Below are 16,159 nucleotides of genomic sequence, written 5' to 3'. Positions count from 1 at the left end.
TGATCGGTCAACGTCTGGGCTGACGTCAGTGTTCCGTATCCGCCCCGGTCGTGGCGAACCGGGCGGGGCGGGCCCACCTTCCTACCTACCCCGGGTGACCAGCCCGTATGCCGCCCAGCGGGCGAGCGCGCGCCCGCTGGGCGGCATACCGGCGGGTTTGTCGCTCAGTCCTGGGGCGAGGGGTTGGCGATGCGACCCCAGGTGGACTTGTTGCCCCAGATGTTCTGCCGCAGGCCCTCGAGCTGCAGGACCTGGGAGTGGTCGACGAAGAGGTTGACCTCGTTGCCGTAGTTCTTGACGTACCACTCGAAGACGGGCGGGTCGGCCGCTTCGAACATGACGTTGCGGGCACCGAGCCCGTTCATGATCGATGCCGCGGCGGAGGTGTCCCACTCGGCGACGTTCTCGGTGATCCCCTCGGACTCGATCATGATGATCGAGGCGCCGGCCTCCAGGGCCCGCTTGCCGCGGTCGACCAGGTCGCCGATGTCCTTCTTCGTCTCGGCGGCCAGCTCGGCGACCCCGGAGTCGCCGCCGGAACCGATCTGGATGCCGAGCTCGGGCTTGGCCTTCAGGCCCGCCCTGACGACCCGCTCGACGAGCCGGAGCAGGCCGCTGGTGGGGACGGACAGGAAGCCGGTCGAGATCTCGATGACGTCGAAGCCGACCTCCTTGGCCTCCTTCAGGTAGTGCTCGACCGCGTCCGGGCCGTAGCGCAGGACGGTCTCGAGCCAGCCGCCGGAGGAGATGTAGGCGTCGTGCTCGTGGGCGAGGTCGCTGAAGGCGCGCACCTGCTCACGGGGCAGCAGGGCGAAGGACCCGCCGGCCCACTTGACGCCGTCGACCCACTGACCGGCGACCTCGAGGACGTCGGCCAGGTGCCGGGTGCCGTAGGTGGAGTAGTACGGGCCGCGCACCTCGGTCAGGCCGAAGCTGCGTGGCTTGGCCGGCCGGTAGGCGCGGGGGATGAACTCGAAGCTGGTGGTGCTCGGGTTCGTGTTTGTGGTGGTTGTCATGGACAACCCCTCTCGTGGGTGTTGCTTCGTCGGGATCTCCGACGTCTCTGGGCCGGCCGCCCGGGTCGGGCGGCGGGGCCGTGGTCTGTGGGGGGCGGGTCGTCAGTGACGGGTCCGGTCGGGGCGGGCGCGTCATGACGTGCGTGCGAGCGGCACCTGCGCCAGCAGCGTGGTCATTACGGTGACGGGGCGTTCGTCGAGCGTGCGCACCGCCTCCGCGACCGCCTCGGCCAGCTCCGGTCCGGTGAAGGGGACCACGAGCCGGCGGTACTTCTCCATCGCGGCGGACCAGTCGAGCGGGTCGGTGCGGGCCCCCAGGTACGAGGAGGCGGAGGCCGTGAGCGTGGTGCCGTCGTCCATCTCGACCTCGACCCGGCTCGGCATCTCCTGCGGGAACCGGGCGGTGAACCCGTCGTCGGGGCTGATCTGCACGCGGCCCAGCAGCGCCTGCACGTCGGCGGCGACGACCCGGTCCGGGGCGAACTGGGCGGGCTCGACCACCCCGTCGAGCAGCGCGACGGCGACCAGGTAGGGCAGCGAGTGGTCGGCCTCCTCCTTGGTGCGGATCGAGCGCTTGTCGCCCTCCTCGCCGCCGCCGATGATGTCGTAGGCGACCTGGAACGTGGTGACGCCGACGCGCCGGATGCGCGCCGGGTCGAAGCCGGGGCGGCGGGCGATCTCGATGGCGGCCTCGAGCGTGGTCTGCGAGTGGATCTCGGCGTTGTGCTTCTTGACGATCGTGCGGGTGACGCCCTCGAGGTCCTCGGCCGACCAGTCGATCTCGAAGTCGCCTGCGATGGTCTGGCGGAACCCCTTGTTGCCCTCGAAGACCTGCCGCGGGCCGGTGATGCCGGCGCGGGCGAGCAGCGCGGCGTGCACGCCCTCCTTGGCCACCTGCGGGTAGGCCAGGCCCTTCCAGTTCGACAGGTCGCCGGTGCGGGTGACCCGCAGCGCGTTGTTCGCGGTCCCGGAGATCGCTATGGCGTTGGCGGTCTGTTCGGCCGACAGGCCAAGCGCCCGGGACACGCCGGCGGGGACGGCATACGCGCCCTGCACGGTGTGGTCGAAGCCGCGGGCCCGCACGGGCGCCACGTCCGACAGGCGGGTCTGCACCTGGTAGGCGACGGCCAGCGCGGTCAGGAAGTCCCGGCCGGAGGCGCCGACGCTCTCGGCGGCGGCGAGCACCGCGCCGACGTTGTCGGACGGGTGGCAGGTCTCGCCGGGTGCCAGGTAGCTGTCCATGAAGTCGAGGTAGCGCGAGAGCGCGGTGTTGTAGAAGGCGGCGCGGTCCGGCGGCGCGGCCCCGCCGCCGATCAGGGTGGCCGAACCGGTCCCCCCGAGCTGTTCGGTCAGGGCGCGGACCGCCCTGGTGGGCCCGGCGTCCAGGGCGGCCACCGCCACCCCGATCGTGTCGAGTACCCGGATGGCGAGCTGCTCGCTCGCCTGTTTGCTGAGCTGGGCCCAGTCGGTTCCAACGACGAAATCGGCTAGCCGGTCGACCTCGGCCATCATCTCTCCTCCTGTGCAGGGCAACGGAGGCGAGGCGCCGCGCTATTCCGGGGTGTCCACTGGATGACACGGCCGGGGCCGGGCCTGGCCGGGGCCGGGTTCGGTGACCTCAGGGTTCGTAGACGTGCGGCGCGAGCGTGCCGACGCAGCGCAGGTTGCGGTACTTCTCCGCGTAGTCGAGCCCGTATCCGACGACGAACTCGTTGGGGATGTCGAACCCGACGTACTTGACCGGGATGTCGACCTTGACGACGTCGGGCTTGCGCAGCAGGGTGCAGATCTCCACGGAGGCCGGCTTGCGCGACTCGAGGTTGGCCCGGATCCACGACAGGGTCAGGCCGGAGTCGATGATGTCCTCGACGATCAGCACGTCCTTGCCGGTGATGTCCGAGTCGAGGTCCTTCAGGATCCGCACGACCCCGGAGCTCTTGGTCCCGGAGCCGTAGGACGACACGGCCATCCAGTCCATCGGGGCGGTGCCCGGCAGCGCCCGCATCAGGTCGGCCATGACGACGACGGCGCCCTTGAGGACACCGACCAGCAGCAGGTCCTTGCCCTCGTAGTCACGCCAGATCTGCTCGGCCAGCTCGGCGAGCCGGGCCTGGATCTGCTGCTCGGTCAGGAGGACCTTGGCGAGGTCGGCTCCCATGTGCTCGCGGTCCACTGACGGCTCCTCGGTATGGCGGTGGGCCGGCCCGCCTCGGTGCGCCGGGCCCTGCGCAGCCCATTCAACCGCACTCGTGGGGTGCCGGCCGGGGGTGTGCCCGGCCGGACGGCGCGGGCCGTTGTCAGTGCCCGGCCAGGGCCGTCGGGCTGAACCGGATGGAGCCCGCGTCACGGGCGACCGCGATCCCTCCGGGCACGTGCAGCGGACCCTGTCCGTGCCACGAGGTCAGCAGCGCGTCGAGCGACTCGACGTGGGCCGCGGACACGTCGCCGATCGGCGCTCCGGCCTCGGAGGCGAGGATGCGCCAGACCCGGGTGCGGATCGCGCGGGGCAGCGCGGCGAGCGCGTCGAGGTCGACCCCGGGATGGCCGGGGGCGTTCGGCAGCCCGGCCCGGGCCCGGCGGGCGAGCTCCTCGAGGTGGTCGGCGTCCTCGCGGAGCAGGTCGGCGGACCGGGCGAGGGCCGCCCCGAAGCCGGGGCCGAGCTCGTCCTCGAGGATCTGGAGCACCTTGCGGGCCCGGACCCGGCGGAACGACTCGTCACCGTTGTGCGGGTCCTCCCAGGGCTCGATCCCGTGGGCGGCGCAGACGGCCCGGGTCGTGGCCCGGGGCAGGGCGAGGAACGGGCGCACCACCCGGCCGCGGCGCACCGGCATACCGGACAGGGACCGGGCGCCCGAGCCGCGGGCCAGCCCCAGCAGGACCTGCTCGGCCTGGTCGTCGCGGGTGTGGCCGACCATGATCAGCGCGGCGCCGAGCCGGTCGGCCGCCGACTCGAGCGCGGCGTACCGGGCGTTGCGGGCGTCGGCCTCGGGCCCGGCTCCGGTCGTCGGGACGTCGGCGGCGTCGATCTCGACGGGCGCCAGTCCGAGCTGGCGGCAGGTCACGGCCGCGCGCTGGGCCACGGTGCTCGACTCGTCCTGCAGCTGGTGGTCGACGATCACCGCCCCGCCGCGCAGCCCGGCGTGGGGGGCCTCGAAGGCGAGCGCGGCGGCCAGCGCCATCGAGTCGGTGCCGCCGGAGACCGCGGCGATCACGAGCGATCCCTCGGGCACGTCCCTGAGCTGGGCGCGTACGGCGAGCCGGGCGGCTGCGACGGCGGGGTCCGGTCCGGTCACGGTGCTCACCCTCAGCCGTGCACGCGCCGCACCCAGGCAGCGGGGTCGAGGATCTCGGTGGCGCGCGGCAGGGTCTGCGGGGAGGTCCACACCTGCGCCAGGCCGTCGCGGCCGACCGCGTCGGTGACGGCCCGCACGAACCCGGCCCCGTCGCGGTACTGCCGCAGCTTCGCCTCGAGACCGAGCAGCTTGCGCAGCAGCCGGTCGATGCCGACCGAGCTCGCCCGGCGCCGGTCGAACTTGGCCCGGATCTCGGCCACGGTCGGGATGACGCGGGGACCGACGTCGTCCATGACCACGTCGGCGTGACCCTCCAGCAGGGACATGACCGCGGTGAGGTCGGCGATCCTCGCCCGCTGCTCCTCGGTCGCGAAGAGCTGGCCGAGCCCCTCCCCGGACCGGATCACCTCGGGCAGGCGCGTCGCCAGCTGCTGGAGCCGGGCGAGGACGTCCTCCGGGGTGGGCGCCAGGTCGACCGCCAGCCGCTGCGTCTCGGCGACCACGTGCTCGCGCAGCCACGGCACGGCGGTGAACTGCACGCGGTGGGTCTCCTCGTGCATCGCGACCCAGCGCCGGAAGTCGTGCGGGTCGACGCCGAGCTGCCGCTCGACCTGCACGATGTTGGGTGCCACCAGCAGCAGCCGCGGGATGCCGCCGGGGGCCAGGTCGTACTGGCCCAGCACCTTGCTGGACAGGAAGGAGAGCAGCCCGCCGATCTCGGCCCCGGTGACCTTGCCGCCGATCGCGGTGGCGGCCGGCCCCAGGTCGACCTTGCGCGCCGTGACGAGCTTGTCGACGACCGGTGTCAGCATCGCCTGGAAGGAGTCGACGTTCGCCGCGATCCACCCGGCCCGGTCGACCACGAGCGGGGTCGGCGCCGCGTCCGGGGCGCGCATCCCGGACGTCTCGGCGACCGGTTCGACGGCCTCGGCGGCCGCGGCCCGCAGGTCGGTGACGATCTGCGCGGCCTCCTCGTAGCTGACCTGTGGGCCGGCCTTGGTGATGACCTGCCCCGTGCGCTTCGCGAACTCGTAGTCGACGTATGCCGCCCCGCCGGCCTTCGCCGGGAGCCTGGTCGATTCGCTCATGCTGAGTCTCTCGCCCGTCTCTTCTCGGTCTCGTCCTCGAGTCCCGCCCCGGTCGCGGGGCAGTCACCCGAACAAACGCGGTGTGTTGGCTGTTCGTTCCCCGGGGGACCTTACCCCCGTGCCCCGGGCGGGGAACCGCCTCCCGGTCGAACGGGTCCTGACGTCCGGGTCGAGCGGGCACCTACGCCGGGATCGAGCGGGCACGAGCGGCCGGTCGAGCGGTCAACGGCAGCCGCACGCGGCCAGCGTGCCGACGAACCGGTCGAGCCCGGCGCGCGCCTGCTCGGCCGGGGCCTCGGCCACCAGCCCCGCGTAGACGAGCAGGTGGCCGTCGTCGTCCACGACGTTGCCGGCCAGCGCGTCGACACCGGTCAACGTGCCCGTCTTGGCCCGGGCCCGGCCGGCCGCGTCGTGGCCTGCGCCGGAGCGGTACCGGTCCGCCAGGGTGCCGCTGAGCCCGGCGACCGGCAGGCCCTCGAACGCGCGGGCGAGCGACAGGTGTCTCCCGTCGTAGGCCTTGGCGAGCAGGTCCGTCAGCAGCAGCGCGGTGACCCGGTTCTGGCGCGACAGCCCGCTCGCGTCGCGCAGGCTCGCCCCCGTCACGGGGACGCCCAGCTCGGCGACCCGCGCCACGACCCAGGCCCCGACGTCGGCGAAGGAGGTGCCGGCCGCGGCGCGGTAGGCGGCCTGCCGGGCGAGGATCTCGGTCAGGGCGTTGTCCGACTCGGTCAGCGCCAGTGCCAGCTGGTCGAGGACCGGCGCGGACCGCACCGACCCGAGGACCGGGGCGTCGGCGGGAGCACTGGTCCGGGGCGAGGCTGCCTTGCGCGCGGCCACTCCTGTCTCGTCCAGCCGCGCCACGAAGGCGTCGAGCGTGGACTCGACCGGGTCCGCCGGGCCCGGCCTGCCCGGCAGGGCCCGCTGGTCGGACCGGCCGAGCATCGCCACCGCCCCGGTGACGCCGTCGGGCCGGAACGAGGGGGACCACGTCGGGGCGACCAGCGGTCCGGCGGCGTAGCCGAGGTCGACCGAGACGGTGACCCGCTCGGTCCCGGCCGTCCGCAGGGCCTTGGCGACCTGGTCGGCGAGGTCGGCCAGGCCGGCGTGACCGGCCACCGCGGCAGGCCTGCCCCGGCCCGGGGCGAGCAGCGAGTCACCGCCGGCCACGAGCACGACCGAGCCGGCGCTCGCGCCCCGCACGACCCGCGTCGTCAGCACTTCGCCGGGCCCGAAGACCTGCCCGATCGCGGCCGCGGACAGCAGCTTGGTCGTGGAGGCCGGCACCCGGGGCCGGGCACCGTGCTCGTCGAGCAGGACGGTCCCGGTCTGCCCGTCGCGCACCACGAACGAGGCGTCCGCCAGCGCGGGCAGCGCCAGCACGGGGTCGAGCTTCTTGCGCACGCCGGCCGCGCTGGGCGCCGAGCCGGCCCCCGAGAGCGGGCTGAGCGGCATACCGACCGACGTGGAGGGGGTGGGCTGGGGCACGACGGGCAGCGTGCGCGTGCCCGGCGTCGCGGTCGGCGCAGGCGGTGGGAGCGGACTGGTCGTCAGGACGCCGGGGACGATGCCGCCGGCGTCGAGGGCCGCGTAGCCGAGCAGCACCGCGAGGCAGGTCCCGGCCACGACGAGCGGGAGGCGCCGCCTCGAGCGCTTCACCGGTGCACCACTCCCGCCTTCTGCCGCGCGCAGCCGCTTTTCCCTGTCGCACCTGCGTGCGCAAGACTGTCCCAGGACATTCTGACAGCAGCCGGCCTGCGGACCGGCCGAAGAGAGGGGCACCAGGGTGCAGTTCGACGTCACGATCGAGGTTCCGCGCGGCCAGCGGAACAAGTACGAGATCGACCACGAGACCGGCCGGATCCGCCTCGACCGCTTCCTGTTCACCTCGATGGCCTACCCGACGGACTACGGCTACATCGAGGCGACCCTCGGCGAGGACGGCGACCCGCTCGACGCCCTGGTCATCATCCCCGAGCCGCTCTACCCCGGGGTCGTCGTCGAGGTCCGCCCGGTGGGCGTCTACCACATGAACGACGAGGCCGGCGGCGACGACAAGATCCTGTGCGTGCCCGTCGACCCGCGGATGAACTCGATCCAGGAGCTGTCGGACATCGACGAGTTCAAGCGGGCCGAGATCCGTCACTTCTTCGAGCACTACAAGGACCTCGAGCCCGGCAAGCACGTCGAGGGCTCGGACTGGGCCGAACGTGAGGCGGCGGAGCGGATCGTCGGCGACGCCCTCGAACGCGCGAAGGAGCAGGGCCTGACGACGACCCGGTGGGCCATGCCGAAGGGCCACTGAGTGCGGCTGCGGATCTTCACCGAGCCGCAGCAGGGCGCGACCTACGACGACCTGCTCGCGGTGGCGCGCACGACCGAGCGGCTCGGGTTCGACGCCTTCTTCCGGTCCGACCACTACCTGCACATGGGCGGGGACGGGGGGCCGGGCCCGACCGACGCCTGGGTGACGCTGGCCGGGCTCGCCCGGGACACCTCGACGATCCGGCTGGGCACACTGGTGACGGCCGCGACGTTCCGGCTGCCCGGGCCGCTGGCCGTCGCCGTGGCCGGGGTCGACCAGATGAGCGGCGGACGCGTCGAGCTCGGCCTCGGCGCGGGCTGGTTCGAGCAGGAGCACCTGGCCTACGGGATCCCGTTCCCCCCGGTCGGCGAGCGCTTCGACCGGCTCGAGGAGCAGCTCGAGGTGATCACCGGCATGTGGGCGACGCCGCGCGGGGCGTGCTACTCCCACGCCGGCGCCCACTACCCGGTCGCGGACTGCCCCGCCCTCGCCAAGCCGGTGCAGGCCGGTGGCGTGCCGATCATCATCGGCGGGGGCGGCCGGCACCGGACTCCCGCGCTCGCGGCGCGGTATGCCGCCGAGTTCAACGCCGCCTTCGTGTCGCGTGACGACACGGCGAGGTTGTTCGCCGGGGCGCGGGCGGCCTGCACCCGGGCCGGCCGGTCCCCCGACTCGCTGCTGCTGTCAGCGGCGCAGGTGGTCTGCCTCGGCCGGGACGAGGCCGTGGTGCGCCGCCGGGCCGCCGCGATCGGGCGCGAGGCCGACGAGCTGCGGGCCAACGGGCTGGCCGGGACCCCGGACGAGGTGGTCGACCGCATCGCGTCCTTCGCCGCGGCCGGTGCCGACCGGATGTACCTGCAGGTGCTCGACCTGGCCGACCTCGAGCACCTGGTCGACATCGCCGAGACCGTGCTGCCGCACTTCGCTTGAGGGTCGGCCGGCGCGCTGGAGGCGGCGGGGGCCGGATGGTGCGGGGGCCGGATGGTGGCGGCAGGGCGGGAGCCGGATGGTGGCGGCAGGGCGGGAGCCGGATGGTGGCGGCCTTCGCTGCCGACCACTCATCACCTGCTCCACTCAGCGGAGCAGCGGGCCCACTGCGTCGCTGAGCGGAGCAGCGGGCCCACTGCTCCCCTACGAGCAGCAGCGGGCCCACTGCTCCTCGTAGGGGAGCAGGTGATGAGGAACCCGAGAAGCCGCCCGTCCCCGGGTGACATTGCATAGCGTTCCTATGTAAACTGGCTTCGTGACGGACCGCGAGAAGGCAGCCAACGACCTGCTCCGGGCGGCCGCGCGCCTGAACCGGTGGGCGAGCCAGGCGGCGGCGTTCGAGATCCCGTACGCCCAGGCCCGGCTCATCGCCCTGATCGACGAGCTGCAGCCGGTCCGGGTCAGCGCACTCGCCGACGCCGACCACAGCAGCCAGCCCACCGTCACCGCCCAGGTCCAGCGGATGGAACGCGCCGGCTGGGTGTGCCGGTGCGACGACCCCGCCGATGCGCGGGCCACCCTCGTGCGCCTCACTCCCGAGGGCAGCACGGCACTGGGCCAGGTGCGCGCCGCGCGGGCCCGCGTCATCGACCCCTTCCTCGATCGTCTCGACGAGCCCGTGCTCGACCGGGTCCGCGTCGCCGTGGACGTCATGACCGAGCTGCTCGACCTTGCTTCGCACGACCCCTCCCGAAAGGACTCCTGACCGCCTCATGCTGCGCCAACCCAAGACCGTATGGTCCGTCGCCTTCGCGTGCGTGATCTCCTTCATGGGGATCGGCCTGGTCGACCCGATCCTGAAGCCGATCGCCGACGAGCTGGGCGCCGGACCGGCCCAGGTGTCGCTGCTGTTCACCAGCTATATGGCGGTCATGGGGGTCGCCATGCTCGGCACCGGATGGGTGAGCAGCCGGGTCGGCGCCAAGCGCGCGCTCATGCTCGGCCTGGTCCTGATCATCGCCGGCTCCGCCTTCGCCGGGATGCAGGACACCGTCGGCGGCATCGTCGCGCTGCGGGCGCTGTGGGGCCTGGGCAACGCCCTGTTCATCGCGACGGCGCTCTCGACGATCGTCAGCGCCGCGACCGGTTCGGTCGGCCAGGCCATCATCCTCTACGAGGCGGCCCTCGGCGTGGGCATCGCCGCCGGGCCGCTGCTGGGCGGCTGGCTCGGCAGCATGTCGTGGCGGGCGCCCTTCTTCGGCGTCGCGGCACTGATGGTGATCGCGCTCGCCGCGACCGCCCTGACCCTGCCCCCGACGCCTCCGGCTGCGCGCCCCTCCTCGATCCTCGCCCCGATCCGCGCGCTCGGCCACCGCGGGCTGCTCACCGTCGGGATCACCGCACTGCTGTACAACTTCGGCTTCTTCACGCTGCTGGCCTTCACCCCCTTCCCGCTGGCCATGGGGGCCCAGGCGATCGGCCTGATCTTCTTCGGCTGGGGCCTGCTGCTCGCCACCACCTCGGTGTTCGTCGCACCGGCCCTACAACGGCGCTACGGCACCCTGCCGGGGGTTGTCGCCGCCCTGGTCGGCTTTGCCGTCGTGCTCGCCGTGATGGGCTTCGGTGCGCACACCAAGCCCGTCCTCGTCGTCGGGGTGGTGATCTCCGGTGCCTTCCTCGGGATCAACAACACGCTGATCACCGAGACGGTCATGAAGGTGGCCCCCGTCGAGCGGCCGGTCGCGTCAGCGGCATACAGCTTCGTCCGGTTCGGCGGCGGCGCGGTGGCGCCCTGGCTGGCCGGGACCCTGGGCGAGCGGTCCGTCCAGCTGCCCTTCTGGGTCGGCGCGGGCGCGGTGCTCGGCGGTGTCGCGGTCCTGCTCACCGCAGCGCCGCTCATCCGGCGCATCGACGAGCAGCCCGACCACGGCGCCGAGCGGGTCGGCTCCGAGATCGAGGCCGAGGCCGTGACCCTCGGCGACGCCTGACGCGGCGCCCGCCCCCCGGCCGGGCCGCGCGGTCAGAGCCCGGACGGCCGGTGGAAGGTGACGGTGCTGCTGCCGCCGCGCAGCGCGTCATAGCCCTCGGGGTCCATCGCGAGCATCGCCCGACGGGTCTTGCCGCGATACCGGAGGATCTGGATCACCCCCAGAGCCCAGATCAGGTACTGCACCGCCATCGCGGGGCGGAACGCCTCGAGTGTCCACTTCGCGGGACCACCCGGCGCGACGTGGTCGAGGACGACCCCGATCAGCGCGACGGCGACGAGCGTGGCGATGAAGCCGCCGGTGTTGACGATCCCGGTCGCGCTGCCGAGCCAGGTCGGCGGGTTGGAGGTGCGCGCCATGTCGAAGCCGATCAGCGACCCCGGGCCGCCGGCCGCCATGACCACGACGAGGACCACGAGCAGCCACATCGGCGTCCGGCCGGGCCAGAGCAGCACCACGGTCCACGCGGCGACCACGGCTGCGACGACCCACAGGACCAGGGTCGAGCGGGAGAACGGGAACCGCACGGTCAGCGACCCCAACAGCACGCTGAAGGCCATCGACGCCGCGACCATGACCATCAGCAGCGCGCTCGCCACCAGCGGCGAGAGGCCCTCCCCCGAGACGAGGAAGGGGAAACCCCAGAGCAGCGAGAAGACGTTCGCCGAGAACTGGGCGGTGAAGTGGCTCCACAGCCCGAGCCGGGTGCCGGGCACGTGCCAGGCGTTGCGCAGGCCGCGCGCGAGCGCCCGCAGCCGGAGCGCGTCCCGGGCCTGGTCACCGTAGGGACTGTCCCGGACGAACAGGACCAGCAGGACCCCGGTCAGCGCACCCACCACGGCCGAGCCGGCATACGACGGGGTCCACCCGAAGTGCGTCAGCGCGAGCGCCAGCGGGCCTGCCGCGAGCAGCGCTCCGACCTGCCCCAGCAGCCCGGTCAGCTGGGACAGCATCGGGGAGCGGCGGGCCGAGAACCACAGCGCGACCAGCCGGATGACCGAGATGAAGACCATCGAGTCGCCCATGCCCAGGAACACCCGGCAGGCCAGCGCGGCGGGCAGCGTGTCGACGAAGGCGAAGGTCAGCTGTGCCGCGGTGAGCAGGCTCAGCCCGACCCCGAGGAGCCGTTTGGAGCCGTACCGGTCCAGCAGCGCCCCGACCGGCAGCTGCATCCCGGCGTAGACGGCGATCTGCACGATCGTGAACAGCGACAGCTGCGAGCTCGAGATCTCGAAGCGCTCGGCCGCGACCACGCCGGCCACGCCGAGCGAGGTCCGGTGGAAGACGGCCAGCACGTAGACCGAGATCGCGCTGGCCCAGACCAACCAGGCCCGGCGGCCGTCGATCGCGTAGCGCTGCGCGCCGGCGGATCCCGCGCTCACCGGCCCCACCACGTCACGGCCGCCCCGCCCGGCATCGCCGCGCTCCGGCCGGTCGGCGCGGCCCTCACTGGGTCATCGGGATGGACGGCTTCGGGGCCTTCGGGACGCAGTCGACGATCGCCTTGGCAACCGTCTTGCTCATGTCGGGGTGGAAGACGCTCGGGATGATGTAGTTGGCGTTGAGCTGCTGGTCGGAGACGACCGAGGCGATCGCCTCGGCGGCCTTGATCAGCATCTCGGTGGTGATGTCGGTCGCGCGGGCATCGAGCAGCCCGCGGAAGACGCCGGGGAAGGCCAGCACGTTGTTGATCTGGTTGGGGTAGTCGCTGCGGCCCGACGCGACGACCGCCGCGCGCTGGGTCGCCTCGAAGATGTCGACCTCGGGGTCGGGGTTGGCCAAGGCGAACACGATCCGCTGGGGTGCCATCTCCTCGATCCATTCGGGCGCCAGGATGCGCGGCGCGCTGACGCCGATGAAGACGTCGGCTCCCTGCAGGCCGTCACGCAGCGTGCCGTGCAGGCCGCGCGGGTTGGTCTGCTCGGCCAGGTGGCGCCACGCCGGGGGCAGTGACTCGTCGTCCTTGTTCAGCAGGCCGGGCCGGTCGTAGACCGTGACGTCGACGGCACCCGCGGCCAGCAGCAGCTGCACGATCGCCGAGCCGGCGGCCCCGCCGCCGGAGACGAGGATCTTGGCCTCGGGCAGCGGCTTGGCGATGATCCGCAGCGCGTTCGTCAGGGCCGCGAGCACGACGATCGCGGTGCCGTGCTGGTCGTCGTGGAACACCGGGATGTCCAGCCGCTCGCGCAGCTTGGCCTCGATCTCGAAGCACTTGGGGGCGCAGATGTCCTCGAGGTTGATGCCGCCGAAGCCGGGTGCGATCAGCTCCACCGCGCGGACGATCTCGTCGGCGTCGGTCGTGTCGAGGCAGATCGGCCACGCGTCGATGTTGGCGAACCGTTTGAACAGGGCCGCCTTGCCCTCCATGACCGGCAGCGCCGCCTGCGGGCCGATGTCGCCCAGGCCCAGGACCGCCGTGCCGTCGGTGACGACCGCGACCGAGTTGCCCTTGATCGTCAGCTTCGGCACGTCCTCCGGGTGCTCGTGCAGGGCCATGCTGACCCGGCCGACGCCCGGCGTGTAGGCCATGGCGAGGTCCTGCCGGTTGCGCAGGTTCACCTTGGGCTCGACGCTGATCTTGCCGCCCAGGTGCAGCAGGAAGGTCCGGTCCGAGACCTTGTGCACGCGCACGCCGTCGAGGCTGTCGATGGCGGCGACGATCTCGGCCGCGTGGTCGGCGTCGGACGCCGAGCAGGTCAGGTCGATGACGAGCCGGTCCGGGTGCGAGTCGACGATGTCCAGGGCGGTGGTGATGCCGCCGGTGTCGGCCACCTTGATCGCGAGCTGCCCGATCACCGCCGGGTCGGTCCCGGCATGGATGCGGACGGTGATGGAGTAGGAGGCTGCGGTCGCCCTGGCGCGCTGGGTCGGCTCGGTCACCGTCACATGGTCCCACCAGCGTCGCCCGCTCCGCGAGCCCGTCCGTATGCCGCCCACCTCCCGCCGCTCCGGGAGGCGCGGCCGGTCGCGGCGACCCTCCGCCGGCCCCATCGGGCACGGGCCGGTCGACCCGGGCGGTGCGCTGCCCCGACCATGGCTCCCGACCCGGGACAATGGCGCGGTGAGCACACCCGGGGAGCAGGTGGACCTGACGACGGGCGCGACGCGCGCCACCGGCCTGACCCGGGCCGAGGTGGCCGAGCGGGTCGCCCGCGGGCAGACCAACGAGCTGCACGAGCGCACCTCCCGCTCGCTCGGGGAGATCTTCCGGGCCAACGTGCTGACCAGGTTCAACGCGATCCTGGGGGCCCTGTTCGTCATGGTCATGACGACGGGCAGCTTCGCCGACGGCCTGTTCGGCATCGTCCTGGTCGTCAACTCGGGCATCGGGATCGTCCAGGAGTACCTGGCCAAGCGCAAGCTCGACCGGCTCGCGCTGCTCAACGCCCCACGGACCCGGGTGGTGCGCGACGGCGAGCTGAGCGTCATACCGACCCACGAGGTGGTCCTGGGCGACCTGGTCGAGCTGCGGACGGGCGACCAGGTGCCCGCGGACGGGACGCTGCACAGCTGCACGGGGCTCGAGCTGGACGAGTCGAACCTCACCGGCGAGGCCGACCCGGTCCACCACGTGCCGGGCGACCGGATCCGTTCGGGCACGGCGGTGGTCGCCGGGACGGGCCGGTTCCACGCGGAGGAGGTCGGGGCCGACGCGTACGTCAACCGGATCGCCGCCGAGGCCCGTCGCTTCACCCGGACCCACTCGGAGATCCAGGCCTCGATCAACCGGCTGCTGACCTACATCACCTGGGTCATCGTGGTGGCGCTGCCGCTGCAGGTGTGGTCGCAGTGGCGGGCCGTCGGCGCGCAGGGGTGGCAGGCGGTCGTCATCCGCTCGGCCGCCGGTCTGGTCGGCCTGGTCCCCGAGGGGCTGGTGCTGCTCACCTCCATCGCGTTCCTGCTCTCGGCGGTCCAGCTGGCGCGCCGCCAGGTCCTCGTGCAGCAGCTGCCCGCCGTCGAGGGGCTGGCCCGGGTCGACGTCGTGTGCCTGGACAAGACCGGCACGCTGACCGTCGGGGAGATCGTCCTCGAGGACGTCGAGGCCCTGGACGGCGTCCCGACCGGGCAGCTGCGCGAGGCCCTCGGGGCGCTGGCCGACGACCCGAACCCGAACGGGACCCTCGCCGCCGTCGCTACGGCGCTGGCACCACCGGCCGGCTGGCGACGGACCGGCACCATCCCCTTCACGTCGGAGCGCAAGTGGAGCGCCGGCTGCTTCGGGGAGCGGGGCACCTGGCTGCTCGGCGCACCAGAGGTGCTGCTGCCCGACGGGAGCCCGGGGCGCGAGCGCGCCGGCGAGGTGGCCGCGACCGGCCGCCGGGTCGTCGCGCTGGCCCGCAGCAGCGCACACCTGACCGAGCCGGTCCTGCCCGGCGACCTGCGCCCGGCCGGGCTCGTCCTGCTCAGCGAGCAGGTGCGCGAGGACGCCCGCGAGACGCTGGGCTACTTCGCCGAGCAGGACGTGGCGATCAAGGTGATCTCGGGCGACAACCCCCGGACCGTGGCCGCCGTCGCCCGCCGGGTCGGGTTGGACGCCGGGGTCCCCGTCGATGCACGGACCCTCGGCGAGGACCCGGCCGCGCTGCGCGAGGTGGCCCGGGACACGACGGTGTTCGGGCGGGTCAGCCCGGAGCAGAAGCGGGCCCTGGTCCACGCGCTGCAGGCGGACGGGCACGTCGTGGCGATGACCGGCGACGGCGTCAACGACGCGCTCGCGCTCAAGGACGCCGACATCGGGGTCGCCATGGGCAACGGCGCGCAGGCGACCAAGGCCGTCGCGGAGCTGGTGCTGCTCGACGGGCGGTTCGCCCACCTGCCCACCGCCCTGCACGAGGGCCGCCGGGTCATCGGCAACGTCGAGCGCGTCGCCAACCTGTTCGTCGCCAAGAACGCGATGAGCCTGGTCGCGATCGTCGCGACGGCCCTGATGGCCACGGCGTTCCCGTTCCTGCCCCGGCACCTGACGCTGGTCTCCGCGGTGACGATCGGCATCCCGGCCTTCTTCCTGGCCCTCGGTCCGAACCGGCGCCGCTACGAGCCCGGCTTCCTCGGCCGCATCCTGCGCTTCGCGGTCCCGGCGGGGGCCGTGGCCGGGCTGTCCGTGATCGCCTCGTACCTGGTGGCGGGCAGCCGGTACGGCGTGCCCCGGGACGAGTTCCTCGACCGGTGCTCCCTGGCGGCGGACGCCGTCGAGGCCGCGTGCCGCCAGCCCGGCACCGGCGCGACGATCACCCTGCTGCTGGTGTTCTTCTGGATCCTGGCGATCCTGTCCCGGCCGTTCCGGCTGTGGAAGGCCCTGCTGCTCGGCGCGATGGTCCTGCTGGCGGTGCTGGCCTTCGTGGTCCCGGCCGCCCGGGAGCTGTTCACCTTCAGCGCACCGGCGGCCCTGGTGTGGGAGTCGCTGGCCGTCGGCCTGGCCGGTGGGCTGCTCGTCGAGCTGCTGCACCGGTCGGTCGTCCGGGCGGCGCAGCGGCCGCGAGCGTGAGTGCGCTGCTACGTGGGCCCGGGCCGGGGCATGTCGCGGGTCATGTCGCGAGGCGGGTCG

13 protein-coding genes are annotated in these 16,159 nt (G+C 73.2%); 5 read left to right on the top strand and 8 right to left on the bottom strand.

Features of this window, described 5'->3' with window-relative positions:
• Window positions 1–164: 164 nt before the first annotated feature.
• The 6 genes from WMI84_RS07080 to dacB all read right to left on the bottom strand — a co-directional run bounded on the left by WMI84_RS07080 (window position 165) and on the right by dacB (window position 7,053).
• The gene (locus tag WMI84_RS07080; protein WP_347351669.1) at window positions 165–1,016 is read right to left on the bottom strand and encodes a phosphosulfolactate synthase; all 852 of its coding nucleotides are present in this window, start codon (window positions 1,014–1,016) and stop codon (window positions 165–167) included.
• A 132-nt stretch (window positions 1,017–1,148) separates the two neighbouring features.
• A complete protein-coding gene (locus WMI84_RS07075; RefSeq protein ID WP_347351667.1) occupies window positions 1,149–2,525 on the bottom strand; it encodes an MmgE/PrpD family protein in 1,377 nt (458 codons plus the stop codon).
• 109 nt (window positions 2,526–2,634) lie between these two features.
• A complete protein-coding gene (gene hpt / locus WMI84_RS07070; RefSeq protein WP_347351665.1) occupies window positions 2,635–3,189 on the bottom strand; it encodes a hypoxanthine phosphoribosyltransferase in 555 nt (184 codons plus the stop codon).
• Window positions 3,190–3,313: 124 nt separating this feature from the next.
• Window positions 3,314–4,309, bottom strand: coding sequence for a tRNA lysidine(34) synthetase TilS (gene tilS, locus WMI84_RS07065; RefSeq protein WP_347351664.1), 996 nt, complete (start codon window positions 4,307–4,309; stop codon window positions 3,314–3,316).
• A gap of 11 nt (window positions 4,310–4,320) precedes the next feature.
• The gene (locus WMI84_RS07060; RefSeq protein WP_347351663.1) at window positions 4,321–5,397 is read right to left on the bottom strand and encodes a zinc-dependent metalloprotease; all 1,077 of its coding nucleotides are present in this window, start codon (window positions 5,395–5,397) and stop codon (window positions 4,321–4,323) included.
• A 222-nt stretch (window positions 5,398–5,619) separates the two neighbouring features.
• Window positions 5,620–7,053 (bottom strand): D-alanyl-D-alanine carboxypeptidase/D-alanyl-D-alanine-endopeptidase, encoded by a 1,434-nt coding sequence (gene dacB, locus WMI84_RS07055; RefSeq protein ID WP_347351661.1) that lies wholly within the window; start codon window positions 7,051–7,053, stop codon window positions 5,620–5,622.
• 127 nt (window positions 7,054–7,180) lie between these two features.
• Here dacB and WMI84_RS07050 point away from each other — a divergent pair, with 127 nt between their 5' ends.
• From WMI84_RS07050 to WMI84_RS07035, 4 genes are all read left to right on the top strand, one after another.
• Entirely contained in the window at window positions 7,181–7,699 is a 519-nt protein-coding gene (locus WMI84_RS07050) for an inorganic diphosphatase (protein WP_347351659.1), read from the top strand.
• Window positions 7,700–8,629, top strand: coding sequence for a TIGR03560 family F420-dependent LLM class oxidoreductase (locus WMI84_RS07045; RefSeq protein ID WP_347351657.1), 930 nt, complete (start codon window positions 7,700–7,702; stop codon window positions 8,627–8,629).
• Window positions 8,630–8,942: 313 nt separating this feature from the next.
• Window positions 8,943–9,392, top strand: coding sequence for a MarR family transcriptional regulator (locus WMI84_RS07040; RefSeq protein ID WP_347351655.1), 450 nt, complete (start codon window positions 8,943–8,945; stop codon window positions 9,390–9,392).
• Window positions 9,393–9,399: 7 nt separating this feature from the next.
• Window positions 9,400–10,614 (top strand): MFS transporter, encoded by a 1,215-nt coding sequence (locus tag WMI84_RS07035; RefSeq protein WP_347351653.1) that lies wholly within the window; start codon window positions 9,400–9,402, stop codon window positions 10,612–10,614.
• Window positions 10,615–10,646: 32 nt separating this feature from the next.
• Here the strand turns inward: WMI84_RS07035 and WMI84_RS07030 are convergent, their stop codons facing one another.
• Both WMI84_RS07030 and WMI84_RS07025 read right to left on the bottom strand, forming a co-directional pair.
• The gene (locus WMI84_RS07030) at window positions 10,647–11,996 is read right to left on the bottom strand and encodes an MFS transporter (protein ID WP_347351652.1); all 1,350 of its coding nucleotides are present in this window, start codon (window positions 11,994–11,996) and stop codon (window positions 10,647–10,649) included.
• A gap of 64 nt (window positions 11,997–12,060) precedes the next feature.
• Complete coding sequence (locus WMI84_RS07025; RefSeq protein WP_347351650.1) at window positions 12,061–13,494, bottom strand: NAD-dependent malic enzyme; 1,434 nt, start codon at window positions 13,492–13,494, stop codon at window positions 12,061–12,063.
• 181 nt (window positions 13,495–13,675) lie between these two features.
• Here WMI84_RS07025 and WMI84_RS07020 point away from each other — a divergent pair, with 181 nt between their 5' ends.
• Complete coding sequence (locus WMI84_RS07020; RefSeq protein WP_347351648.1) at window positions 13,676–16,099, top strand: HAD-IC family P-type ATPase; 2,424 nt, start codon at window positions 13,676–13,678, stop codon at window positions 16,097–16,099.
• The last annotated feature ends 60 nt before the right edge of the window (window positions 16,100–16,159 follow it).

The organism is Intrasporangium sp. (assembly GCF_039812505.1).
GTDB lineage: Bacteria > Actinomycetota > Actinomycetes > Actinomycetales > Dermatophilaceae > Intrasporangium_A.
This window is presented reverse-complemented; position numbering and strand designations above follow the sequence as displayed.

What these genes read in the sequence shown, in the direction of transcription:
- WMI84_RS07075 (WP_347351667.1), bottom strand. Translation starts at nt 2,525, where the DNA reads ATGGCCGAGGTCGACCGGCTAGCCGATTTCGTCGTTGGAACCGACTGG.
- WMI84_RS07060 (WP_347351663.1), bottom strand. Translation starts at nt 5,397, where the DNA reads ATGAGCGAATCGACCAGGCTCCCGGCGAAGGCCGGCGGGGCGGCATAC.
- WMI84_RS07035 (WP_347351653.1), top strand. Translation starts at nt 9,400, where the DNA reads ATGCTGCGCCAACCCAAGACCGTATGGTCCGTCGCCTTCGCGTGCGTG.
- WMI84_RS07080 (WP_347351669.1), bottom strand. Translation starts at nt 1,016, where the DNA reads ATGACAACCACCACAAACACGAACCCGAGCACCACCAGCTTCGAGTTC.